Source organism: Alkalibaculum sporogenes (genome assembly GCF_009362815.1).
GTDB classification, from domain to species: domain Bacteria; phylum Bacillota; class Clostridia; order Eubacteriales; family Alkalibacteraceae; genus Alkalibaculum_A; species Alkalibaculum_A sporogenes.
On record NZ_WHNX01000012.1, the window covers coordinates 43974 to 56747 of the forward strand.

At 33.8% G+C, this 12774-nt stretch carries 11 protein-coding genes and 1 other RNA gene; 10 read left to right on the plus strand and 2 right to left on the minus strand.

The features are described from left to right. The first annotated feature begins 35 nt into the window (after window positions 1-35). The 10 genes from GC105_RS09020 (at window position 36) to ssrA (ending at window position 11195) form a co-directional block, all read left to right on the plus strand. Window positions 36-1226, plus strand: a complete 1191-nt coding sequence (locus GC105_RS09020; RefSeq protein ID WP_152803894.1) for a phosphoglycerate kinase — start codon at window positions 36-38, stop codon at window positions 1224-1226. A 13-nt stretch (window positions 1227-1239) separates the two neighbouring features. After that, window positions 1240-1983, plus strand: a complete 744-nt coding sequence (tpiA, locus tag GC105_RS09025; RefSeq protein ID WP_152803896.1) for a triose-phosphate isomerase — start codon at window positions 1240-1242, stop codon at window positions 1981-1983. A 90-nt stretch (window positions 1984-2073) separates the two neighbouring features. Then, on the plus strand, window positions 2074-3600 hold the full coding sequence (gpmI, locus tag GC105_RS09030) for a 2,3-bisphosphoglycerate-independent phosphoglycerate mutase (protein WP_152803898.1): 1527 nt from the start codon (window positions 2074-2076) through the stop codon (window positions 3598-3600). Between the two features lie 54 nt (window positions 3601-3654). Further along, complete coding sequence (gene eno / locus GC105_RS09035; protein ID WP_152803900.1) at window positions 3655-4944, plus strand: phosphopyruvate hydratase; 1290 nt, start codon at window positions 3655-3657, stop codon at window positions 4942-4944. Window positions 4945-5195: 251 nt separating this feature from the next. Next, on the plus strand, window positions 5196-5423 hold the full coding sequence (secG, locus tag GC105_RS09040) for a preprotein translocase subunit SecG (protein WP_152803902.1): 228 nt from the start codon (window positions 5196-5198) through the stop codon (window positions 5421-5423). Window positions 5424-5569: 146 nt separating this feature from the next. Then, window positions 5570-7546: a sodium-translocating pyrophosphatase gene (locus GC105_RS09045; RefSeq protein WP_152803904.1), complete on the plus strand. Its 1977-nt coding sequence runs from the start codon at window positions 5570-5572 to the stop codon at window positions 7544-7546. 244 nt (window positions 7547-7790) lie between these two features. After that, a complete protein-coding gene (locus GC105_RS09050; RefSeq protein ID WP_152803906.1) occupies window positions 7791-8072 on the plus strand; it encodes a DUF1294 domain-containing protein in 282 nt (93 codons plus the stop codon). Window positions 8073-8132: 60 nt separating this feature from the next. Next, a complete protein-coding gene (gene rnr, locus GC105_RS09055) occupies window positions 8133-10265 on the plus strand; it encodes a ribonuclease R (RefSeq protein ID WP_152803908.1) in 2133 nt (710 codons plus the stop codon). 70 nt (window positions 10266-10335) lie between these two features. Next, complete coding sequence (gene smpB / locus GC105_RS09060) at window positions 10336-10803, plus strand: SsrA-binding protein SmpB (RefSeq protein ID WP_152803910.1); 468 nt, start codon at window positions 10336-10338, stop codon at window positions 10801-10803. Window positions 10804-10848: 45 nt separating this feature from the next. Next, window positions 10849-11195: a transfer-messenger RNA gene (gene ssrA / locus GC105_RS09065) on the plus strand. A 211-nt stretch (window positions 11196-11406) separates the two neighbouring features. Here ssrA and GC105_RS09070 read toward each other — a convergent pair. Beyond that, window positions 11407-12357, minus strand: a complete 951-nt coding sequence (locus tag GC105_RS09070) for a LysM peptidoglycan-binding domain-containing protein (protein ID WP_152803913.1) — start codon at window positions 12355-12357, stop codon at window positions 11407-11409. Further along, a complete protein-coding gene (locus tag GC105_RS09075) occupies window positions 12354-12758 on the minus strand; it encodes a phage holin family protein (RefSeq protein ID WP_152803915.1) in 405 nt (134 codons plus the stop codon). The genes GC105_RS09070 and GC105_RS09075 overlap by 4 nt, the downstream gene beginning before the upstream one ends. Window positions 12759-12774 lie beyond the last annotated feature (16 nt).

Here is a 12774-nt window from a genome sequence, read left to right on the forward strand (position 1 = left end):
CTGAATTAGGATACTAAAGAATAGGAGGAAATTGGATGGCTAAGAAAAGCATTAAAGACGTTAATCTTAAAGGAAAGAAAGTATTGATGAGGGTTGATTTTAATGTGCCTTTTAACAATGAAAAAGAAATTACAGACAATGCTAGAATATTAGGAGCACTACCTACTATTGAATACATTCTTCAAGAAGGTGGAAAATTAATTTTGATGTCCCACCTTGGACGGCCAAAAAATGAACCAAACCCTAAATTCACACTTAAACCAGTAGCAGATGAGCTATCGAAATTACTAGATAAAACAGTAGTTTTTACTGGTGATGATGCAGTTGTAGGAGATAAAACAAAAGATATAGTTTCTAAGATGAACGATGGAGATGTTGTTTTATTAGAAAACACTCGATTTAGAAAAGAAGAAGAAGAAAATGACAAACAATTCTCTAGAGAACTGGCTTCCCTCGGTGATATATTCGTAAATGATGCTTTTGGAGCAGTTCATAGAGCTCATGCTTCTACAGCAGGAGTAGCTGAATTTTTACCTGCAGTTTCTGGACTTTTAATCGAAAAAGAACTTAGAATTATGGGTAATGCACTAGAAAATCCAGAACGGCCTTTTGTAGCTATCCTCGGCGGAGCAAAAGTATCAGATAAAATTGGAGTAATTAATAATCTTATTGATAAAGTAGATACTTTAATTATTGGTGGAGGAATGGCTTATACATTTTTGAAGGCTCAAGGATATGAAATAGGAACTTCTTTATTAGAAAAAGATAAAATTGACCTAGCTAAAGAATTAATGGACAAGGCAAGAGAAAAAGGTGTAGAGTTATTACTACCAGTTGATATAGTGGTTACTAAGGAATTTGATGCTAATGCAGATTACAAAACTGTTAGTTCAGATTCTATTCCATCAGATTACATGGGACTTGATATTGGTGAAAAAAGCAGAGTAGCTTTTAGTGAAACAGTCAGAAATGCTAAAACCACAATATGGAATGGACCAGTAGGAGTATTTGAATTTGATGCTTTTGCAAAAGGTACATTGGAAATAGCAAAAGCAATGGCAGAGTCAGATGCTACAACGATTATTGGTGGTGGAGATTCAGCTGCAGCCGTGAAAAAATTAGGTTATGTAGATAAGATGAGTCATATCTCAACAGGTGGAGGCGCTTCATTAACTTATCTAGAAGGAAAACCATTGCCAGGTATAGAGGTTTTAGAAGAAGTATAAGGAGGAAGACTTTATGAGAAAATCAGTTATAGCAGGGAATTGGAAATTAAATAATGATGTAAAAGCAACTAAAGAATTTTTATTTGAGCTAAGGGATAAAATAAAAGATACTGAGGTAGAAGTGGTGGTATGCCCACCTTTTACTTCATTAAGTACAGCTGTTGAATTAGTCAAAGGTACTGATATTAAAGTTGGTGCGCAGAATATGCACTGGGAAACATCTGGAGCTTACACAGGGGAAGTATCAGGAGAAATGCTAGCAGAACTAGGTGTTGAATATGTAATAATTGGACATTCTGAAAGAAGACAGTATTTTAATGAGACGGATGAGACGGTAAATAAAAAGTTGATTAAATCATTAAAATTAGGACTTATCCCAATTATTTGCGTAGGAGAGAGCTTAGAACAACGAGAAAAGGGTATTCAAAAGGATATAGTTACAAAGCAAGTTATATCTGCATTTAAAAATGTCAACACCGAAGATGCTAAAAAAGTAATAGTAGCATATGAGCCAATATGGGCTATTGGGACAGGCATTACTGCAACCAGTGCACAAGCTGAAGAAGTGTGTGGATGGATTAGAGAAACTTTTGTTGAACTATATTCAACAGATGTTGCACAAGTAATTAGAATACAATACGGTGGTAGTGTAAACAATGGTAATGTAAAAGAACTTATGAATATGCCTAATATTGATGGAGCGCTAGTTGGTGGAGCAAGCTTAAAATTAGACTTTGAGAACTTAGTTAAATACTAATTCTATTAGAAACTCGCGAAGCGTGTTTCTAATAGTTAGGAAATAGGATTTTACTAGGAATAATAGCTTGTAGCTAGAGGAGGTTAGAATTTGTTAAGTGCCTTAATAATTTTAGATGGATATGGATACTCAGATAATATTAGAGGTAATGCAGTAAGCGCTGCTAATACTCCTGTTTTAGATAGATTATGGGAAAAAAGTCCACATGCAATGTTAAATTGTAGTGGACTAGATGTTGGACTACCAGAAGGTCAGATGGGTAATTCTGAGGTAGGCCATCTTAATCTGGGTGCAGGAAGAATAATTTATCAAGAGTTAACTCGGATTACTAAATCCATATCTGATGGTGATTTTTTCGATAATATTGAATTAAACAATGCAATAGACAATGCAATTAACCATAATTCTTCTATACACTTAATGGGATTACTATCTGATGGCGGTGTTCATAGCCATATTGAACATTTGTATGCTCTTCTCAAGATGATTAAGAAAAGAGGAGTTAGGGACAATGTATTTATACACTGTTTTTTAGATGGTAGGGATACCCCTCCTACGAGTGGTATTAATTATATAATCCAATTAGAAGAGCAAATAAAAGTAATAGGAGTAGGTGCTATTGCGAGTGTTTCAGGTAGATACTATGCCATGGATAGAGATAACAGGTGGGAAAGAGTAAAACTAGCGTATGATGCTATGATAAATAACACTGGTAAATTCGCAAATACAGCTTTAGAAGCTGTAAGAGATTCGTACAAAGATCAAATTAACGATGAGTTTGTACTACCTACAATTATTGGTGATAAAAATGATAAAAGAGGCCAAATAAAGGAACAAGATTCAGTGGTATTTTTTAACTTTAGACCAGATAGAGCTAGACAGATGAGTCGTGTTCTAACAGATCAAAACTTTAACTCTTTTGTTAGAAAAAAAGGATACCAACCCTTACATTTTGTATCTTTGACTCAATATGACACCACATTAGATCAAGTGCATGTTGCATATAAACCACAGACTATAACTCATACACTAGGTCAAGTTATAAGTGAACATGGTTTAACTCAACTTAGAATTGCAGAAACTGAAAAGTATGCACATGTGACATACTTTTTTAATGGAGGAGAAGAGAAAGAGTATGTAGGTGAAGATAGGATATTAGTTCCATCACCGCAAGTAGTAACCTATGACTTAAAACCTGAGATGAGTGCTTATGAAGTTGCCCAGAGAGCTGTTAAAGCCATAAGTGAAAAAGATTACTCATTAATAGTTTTAAACTTTGCGAACTGTGATATGGTTGGGCATACAGGTATATTTGAAGCTGCGGTAAAGGCTGTAGAGACAGTGGATGAATGCTTAGGTAAGGTAGTCGCAGCTATTGAAAAAAAAGGTGGATGCGCTTTAATAACAGCAGATCATGGTAATGCAGAGCAAATGTTAGAAATAACTGATGACAAGCCTTTTACTGCACATACTACTAATCAAGTAAAATGTATTTTAGCTGGGAAAAATGATGTAAGCCTTGTTGATGGAAAACTTGCAGATCTAGCACCTACAATCTTAGATATATTAAATATAGGTAAACCACTGGAAATGACTGGTGTATCAATAATAAAGTGAAATACTGCGTGTTAATGCGGACAAATAAGTAATGATTTTGAAAGGAGAATTTAAATGACAATTATTAATGATGTGTATGCAAGAGAAATACTAGACTCGAGAGGTAATCCAACAGTAGAGGTAGAAGTAGTACTAGAAAGTGGCGCATTTGGTAGAGCGGCAGTACCGTCAGGGGCTTCTACAGGTGCTTTTGAAGCTGTTGAATTAAGAGATGGAGACAATACTAGATATCTTGGCAAGGGAGTATCTAAGGCTGTAGAAAATGTCAATGAGATAATAGCAGCACAGGTAATTGGAATGGATGCAACAGATCAAGTAGGAATTGATAATTTAATGATCGAACTTGATGGAACTGAAAATAAAAGCAATTTAGGAGCAAATGCAATACTTGGAGTATCTTTAGCAGTAGCTAGAGCAGCAGCAGAAGCATGTGGTTTATCTCTATACCAATATCTTGGAGGAGTAAATGCCAAGACATTGCCTGTACCTATGATGAATATCATAAATGGTGGAGAACATGCAGATAATAATGTAGATATTCAAGAGTTTATGGTTATGCCAGTTGGAGCTACATCATTTAAACAAGCACTACAAATGTGTGCTGAAGTATTCCATAATCTTAAAAAAGTACTTGGATCGAAAGGTTTAAGCACAGCTGTTGGTGATGAAGGTGGTTTCGCGCCTAATTTATCATCAAACGAAGAAGCACTTGAAGTTATTATAGAAGCAATAGCAAAAGCAGGTTATAAACCAGGCGAAGATATATTCTTAGCAATGGATGTTGCTGCTACAGAAATGTATAAAGAAGATGGTAAGTATCATTTTATTGGAGAAGGAGTAGTTAGAACTTCTGAAGAAATGGTAGCATACTATGAAGAATTAATAACTAAGTATCCAATTATTTCAATTGAAGATGGTTTATCAGAAGAAGATTGGGATGGTTGGAAAGTATTAAGTGATAGATTGGGAAATAAAGTACAATTAGTAGGCGATGATCTTTTTGTTACAAATACAGAAAGATTAAAAAGAGGTATAGATTTAAATATAGCTAACTCAATACTAATAAAAGTAAATCAAATAGGTACTCTAACTGAAACATTAGATGCTATAGAGATGGCTAAGAGAGCTGGTTACACTGCTGTTATTTCACATAGATCAGGCGAAACTGAAGATACTACTATTGCTGATTTAGTAGTTGCTGTAAATGCAGGACAAATTAAAACTGGTGCTCCATCTAGAACAGATAGAGTAGTGAAATACAATCAATTGCTTAGAATTGAAGATGAGCTATGGGAAGCATCAAAATACGATGGAATTGATACATTTTATAACTTAAAAAGATAATTGAACACCCTGATTATCCTCTATCTTAATTTAAGATAGAGGTTTTTAAATATGTGAAGGCAATGCAATGAGTCAAATATCTGGATGTAGGCTATGAACGATTATTCAAAAACCAGAAAATATTGATAAAGTAAGTCTTTTGTTTCTTATAAAAACGATATATAGAGAAACACTTAACAATATTATTTGATATTAGATATATACTGTGATACAATATTTTTGTTAATCATTTATTAATAAGAGGTGCGAAAATGAAAACTATATTAATTGTTTTACTTGTCATATCTAGCATTGTTCTAATTGCTAGCATTTTACTACAATCGGGAAAAAGCGCAGGTCTATCAGGTACAATTGCAGGTGGCGCAGAAAGTTTGTTTGGGAAAAAAAGAGCTACAGGTTATGAAGCTATATTAGAGAGAGCAACAACTATATCTGCTGTTGTTTTTATGTTGTCTGCATTTATTAATTCTTTAATTTAAAAAAACTAAGTAGCCAGTATGAGAATCCTCTAACTGGCTACTTTCTATGTTTAAAAATTATTTAGTTTGCATAGGAATACTTGTTGAGGAATTTAACTCAAAACTAGTATCCTTGTAATATATAACAAAAGGAGGAAACTAATACAATGAATTATATGTTCATCGCACCATATGTGGGTATCTTAGCATTGGTTTTTGCATTGTATCAAGCAAGTAAAGTTAATAAAGTAGATGCTGGTACAGACAGAATGAAGGAGATAGCTACCTATATTTATGAAGGGTCTATGGCTTTCCTAAGCAGGCAATACAAGTACATGGGAATTTTTATATTGATATTATTTGTTATCTTAGTTTTTACACCAGGACTAGGACTTAAAACTGCAATTTGCTTTATTGTTGGAGCAGTATTCTCAGCCTTAGCAGGTTTTTTTGGGATGCAAGTGGCTACTAAAGCCAACGTAAGGACTGCAAATGCGGCTAAAGAAAGTGGTATGAATAAAGCATTAGGCGTTGCATTCTCAGGTGGAGCAGTTATGGGAATGAGTGTAGTTGGACTTGGTATCTTAGGAATAAGTGTAATGTATATTATTTTTGGAGATGTTACAGTTGTTACTGGTTTTGGATTGGGAGCTTCCTCTATAGCATTGTTTGGTCGTGTTGGTGGAGGTATTTATACTAAAGCTGCAGATGTTGGTGCTGACTTAGTAGGTAAAGTTGAAGCTGGAATACCAGAAGATGATCCAAGAAATCCTGCCGTTATTGCAGATAATGTTGGAGATAATGTTGGAGACGTTGCAGGTATGGGAGCCGATTTATTTGAATCATATGTAGGTTCAATTATATCAGCTGTTACCTTAGCCGTGCTGACTTTCAGTGGAGCACAACAAGAAAAAGCAATTCTATTGCCTTTATTATTAGCAGCAGCAGGAATTGTGGCATCAATTATTGGTACCTTTTTCGTAAAAGGTAGCGATAAAATTGATCCTCATAAAGCATTAAATAGAGGAACTTATATAAGTGGAATTTTACTAGCAATATCAGCTTATTTCTTATGTACTTGGTTACTAGGTGATATTAGTTATTTCTATGCTATTATAGCAGGCTTAATCGTAGGTATTGCTATTGGGTCTATTACCGAGATATATACATCAGATCATTATAATTCAGTAAAAAAGATTGCAAAACAATCAGAAACTGGTCCAGCTACAACAATTATTAGTGGACTAGCAGTAGGTATGTACTCAACTGTATTCCCTATTATATGTATTGCAATAGCGATTTTAGTATCTTTTTCTTTTGCAGGACTATATGGGATTGCATTAGCTGCAGTTGGAATGCTTTCTATCGTAGGTATTACTATCGCAGTAGATGCATATGGTCCTATTGCCGATAATGCAGGTGGAATTGCTGAAATGGCTGAATTACCACCTGAAGTAAGAGCTATTACAGATCAATTAGATTCAGTTGGAAATACAACTGCTGCAATTGGTAAAGGTTTTGCTATTGGTTCAGCAGCTTTAACAGCTTTAGCATTATTTGTTTCATACTCAAAAGCTGTTGGTTTAACAGCTATCGATATTCTTGAACCTAAAGTAATTGTTGGTATGTTCATTGGAGGTATGTTACCTTACTTATTCTCTGCATTAACAATGGAAGCAGTTGGTAATGCTGCAAATCAAATGATAGAAGAAGTAAGAAGACAATTTAAAGAAATTCCTGGAATTATGGAAGGAACAGGAAAACCTGATTATGCAACTTGTGTAGATATTTCTACAGCAGCTGCTTTAAAACAAATGATTGCACCAGGTTTAATAGCTGTAATTGCACCATTGCTTGTAGGATTTATCATAGGACCAGAAGCTTTAGGAGGTTTATTGGCTGGAGCATTAGTAACAGGTGTTCTCATGGCTATCCAAATGGCTAACTCCGGTGGAGCTTGGGACAATGCTAAGAAGTATATTGAGGGTGGTGCCCATGGTGGTAAAGGAAGCGAAGCTCATAAAGCAGCCGTAGTAGGGGATACTGTTGGAGATCCATTTAAGGATACATCAGGACCATCTATAAACATATTAATTAAATTAATGACTATTGTATCGCTAGTCTTTGCACCATTGTTTCTATAAGATGTAAAACCGCGAGGGTAAAAATCCTCGCGGTTTTTTTTTACAAAGATAAAAGCCTTCGACTAGCTACCTTAGGTAGAAATTCTTCTATATTACTTAAAATTATGACAATCCTTGTTAAATATAGTGTGAGAAGTCAATCGTTATGACATTGTTATGAAGAATTCTTTGCTTAAAAAAAATATACTTACATATGGAAATGGCACAATATAGTATAAATGAACTGACGAAAGGCTTGATATTCATGAATTTTCCTGTTGAATTAATTTATTATATAATAATCGCAAATATTATAAGTTTTATTATCATGTATATTGATAAAAGAAGAGCTATTAAGGGTATATATAGAATATCTGAAAAAATATTATTTAGTTTTGCTATGCTTGGTGGTAGTTTAGGTATAATAATGGGAATGTATAAGTTTAAACATAAAACAAAAAAGTATAAGTTTAAATATGGCTTACCAATTATTATAATAATTCAAATTATTTTGATATTGTTTTTGACAAATAGGTTAATAATATAAAAGTATAAGATATGTATTAACTAGTAAATTAATAGAATTACAATAGAATGGAGGGAAATAATGATAACTAAAGATGAGATAATGGCATTTGTAAAGAGTGAAGATTACAAGGCTATGGGATACAAAGACATGGCAAATTGGTTTAATTTAGTAAGCAAAAAAGATAAAACAATATTTAAAAATTCAATAGATGAATTAGTAGAACAGGGGATGTTATTTAAGAATAAAAGAGGTAAGTATGTCTTGCCAGATCCAGACAAATATGTAGAAGGAACGCTACAAGGGCATGCTAAAGGATTTGGATTTGTTATACCCACTAATTCCCTGTTTGGTTCCGATATATTTATAAGTCCTTCTGATTTAATGGGAGCATTAGACGGTGATAAAGTTTTAGTTAGAGTTATTAGAAAATCAGGAACTAATAAAAGTGGCGAAGGAGAAATAATAAAAATTCTAGAAAGAGGTCGACAAAAGGTAGTTGGTACTTATGAAGATAACAGAAATTTTGGATTTGTGATACCTGACAATAAAAAGATAATTAGAGATATATATATTCCAAAGAGCATGACTAACAATGCGAAAACAGGAGATAAGGTAGTTGTAGATATAGTGGTATGGCCAGATGCTAATAGGAATCCTGAAGGCAAAATTACAGAAATATTAGGTAATGCGCAGAGTAAAGGTATTGATATATTGTCTATAATAAGGGAACATAATTTACCTGATGATTTTCCTGATGAGGTAAAAGCCGTAACTCATGATATTCCAGAAAAAATAAATGAAAAAGAAATTAAAAACAGAAAAGATTTAAGAGAAGTCAGGATGGTAACTATTGATGGAGCTGATGCAAAAGATTTAGATGATGCAGTAGCTGTAGAAAAATTGGATAATGGTAATTACAAATTAGGAGTCCATATTGCTGATGTTAGTTACTATGTAAATGAAGGAAGTGTACTAGATAAAGAAGCTTATGATAGAGGTACGAGTGTATATTTAATAGATCGTGTTATACCTATGTTGCCAAGAGAACTTTCTAATGGAATTTGTAGTTTGAATGCTCAGGTAGACAGACTTTCATTCAGTTGTGAAATGGAAATTAATAGTGAAGGAAAGGTAGTAAATCACGATGTCTATAAATCCGTTATCAATGTGGATGAAAGAATGACATATGAGGATGTAACAGAAATTTTATTAAATGATAATAAAGAATTAAAAGAAAGATATAGGGGATTCATAGAAGATTTTAAAATTATGGAAGAGTTAGCATTGATACTAAGAGAAAAAAGAAGAATGCAAAGAGGTGCTATAGATTTTAACTTCGATGAAACAAAGATAATCTTAGATGAAAAAGGAAAACCTATTGAAATCAAAAAATATGAAAGAAATATTTCCAATAGAATAATTGAAGAGTTTATGTTAGTATGTAATGAGACAGTTGCAGAACATATGTTTTGGACTAATCTACCTTTCATATACAGAGTTCATGAAGAACCAAGCTCCACTAAATTACTGGCATTAAGCGAATTTATTGGAAGTTTTGGCTATAAAATTAGATATAAAGGTACAATTCACCCTTCTGTATTACAAAAGTTACTATTAGAAATTGAAGGTAAGGAAGAGGAAAGTCTTTTAAGTAGACTAATTTTAAGAGCAATGCAACAGGCAAGGTATATGGAAGAAAATTTAGGGCATTTTGGTTTATCAGCTCAATATTATAGCCATTTTACTTCTCCAATTAGAAGATATCCAGATTTAATGATTCATAGAATAATGAGTTATATGTTAGACCAAAGTTTAACACAGAAAAAAGTTGATAAGATATCGAAAAAAATTGGTGAGATATCCAAACATTGTTCCCAGAGAGAAAGAACAGCAGAATTGGCTGAAAGAGATACACATGATCTGAAAAAATGTGAATATATGCTTGAAAAAGTTGATCAAGAATTTGAGGGTATTATTTCTAGTGTCACATCCTTTGGATTCTTTGTAGAGTTGGATAATACTATAGAGGGATTAGTACGTATTCAAAATTTAGAAGATGATTATTATATATACGATGAAAAAAATCATAAATTCATTGGTGAACGCACAAAAAAAATGTACAAGTTAGGTGACAAAGTAGAGATAATAGTATATAAAGTAGACATGACATTAAGACAGATTGACTTTCTCATAGTTGACAAAACAGAGTAATCTCATTTATAATGATTAGGCATGTTAACCATAAAAGTTAGGTTAAGTCTAAAGGTGAGGAAGTGTATTCATGGAAAGTAAAGGTATTAAAGTAATTGCTAAGAATAAAAAAGCAAGACATGAATATTTCATAGAAGACACTTATGAAGCTGGTATAGAACTTTATGGTACAGAAGTAAAATCAATAAGAGCGGGTAAAGTGAATTTAAAAGAAAGTCACGCAGATATAAAAAATGGTGAAGTATTCGTATTTAATATGCATATAAGTCCCTATGAAATGGGCAATATAAATAATAAAGATCCGTTAAGAATGAGAAAATTATTGCTCCATAAAAGCGAGATAAGAAAGTTAATAGGCTTGAAACAGCAACAAGGATATACACTAGTACCTCTTAGCTTATACTTTAAGGGAAGTAAAGTGAAAGTAGAGCTAGCCTTAGCAGTAGGGAAGAAAATACACGATAAACGTCACGCACTAGCGTCAAAAGATGCAACAAGAAGAATGGCACGAGCTATGCGTCAAGAACGAGACGAATAGCTTGCATTCTTCGAAGAAAACAAGAATTTAAACAATACCTATCATGGGGGCGCAATGGCTTCGACGGGGGTGTTGAAGCAGGAGTAGCGAGTCGATGTGACCAGTCATCGTTAAAAATGGCAACATAAATATAAAAGACAACAATAATTACGCACTAGCAGCTTAATGCTGCTCGTCCGACCATAATAACCCACGGTTAAGGACTCGGGCGTCAATTAGTGGGGAACCGATTATAGGGGTGTTCCGACCTATAGTTGAATAACTGGAACTAGTCTGATAGGTAGCTTGTCATTGAGCGACTTTGATGGCGAATTTTAAATCAATGACTGCACTCGGAGAAACTCCTGTGAATGCATTTTCGGACGTGGGTTCAATTCCCACCGCCTCCACCATTTAAAGATAATCCGAACCTTTTCTTACTCGAGAAAGTGTTTGGCATAACTATTGAAATTAACGAAAGCATGAGTTGAAAAACTTGTGCTTTTTTATTTGCACACTTTTATTAAGATTACATATATTATTTATGAGCTGAACGCTTTGATTCTCTATATGATTAAATGGGTACAAAAGAGGGCGCTCTTTAACGAGTATGCCCTCTTGATTTTATAGTACTTTTATCTGCTGCCCTGGATAAATCAAATTACGATCTTTAATATTGTTATCCTTAACAAGCTTGTCTACAGTAGTATTGTATTTAGCTGCAATCTTAGATAAGCTATCCCCATTTCTCACTATGTATAAAACTGCTTTCTTCGAGGTTGTACCAGGTATCTTTATTTTTTCGCCTGTGTAAATTTTATTTACATTTTTAATGTTATTTAAACTAGCAATAGCCTGTACAGTGGTGTTATACTTTTTAGCTATAGCTGATAGAGTATCACCTCTTTTAATTGTATATATCGTTTCTGTTGACGTTTGTGCAGGTTTAGGAGTAATTGTTGCGTTTGGTGTGTTAGCTTTTTTGCCAGTGAAAAACTCTATTGTCCTACCATTCATAAGTCTATTAAGGTCAAGATTACCGTTGTAGCCGTCTAACCTACCGACACTTGTGTACTGATGAAGATCACACTTATAGGATGGAGTACTATTCACCTTCCCAGTGTTTTTGCCATAGTGAGGAATCCAAACGGCATCTGCTTCATCTAGATTAAGATTAAAAGATTTATATAAGTGATGAGCAATGTAAATTCCAACTTTTTTAGCACCCAAGAATCTAAGTTTCTTTATGTATGCAGAGACACCGGCACGCATATCGGACATAGATTTTTCTTCAACATCAAGAAACCAAAATACTGGATCTAAATCTTTAGTACGATTATAGAAATCAGTTGCTTCTACTTCCATATCAGCTATGTTAACTCCCCTTATCCAAGCATAAGCTGCTCTTGCAACACCTCTCTTTTTAAATTCAGCATGATGCGTTTTATAATGCCTATCTAAAGTTCTTGATCCATACTGTGTGCGAATTATAACCAAATCTAACTGTTTAGCTAATTTATCATAGTCCATTTTTGATGGTACTTGCCAGTGCGAAATATCTATTATATTACTCATCGTTCAACATCTCCCTTATCATTTAGTATTTGTACAGCATTTGTGATTACCGGAGGAATTGGTATCCCAGCATTGCCCGCATTTTCTAAAATGCTCAATAATTCATTGGCTAGGTAAAAGTAAATAGTTGCAGTGAGTATAATTTCTGTTCCCAGAGCTTTATCTACCAAATTCGCGATAGCTACAATTCCAAAGATAAGCACTTTTTTTGCTATGCCTTTAAATCCTACAGAGGAAGAAAGTTTTCCTCCTATTCCTGCAGCCATCCAGCCAGTTACATAGTCAATCACAACAAAAGCAAGTAATATAGTTAACAAAGATGACCACCCCCCAAATAAATATGTAACTAGTGTTCCAAATACTGCAACAAATGTTTTAAAATACGTTCCTATATGTTCCATTTCATTACTCCTTTCT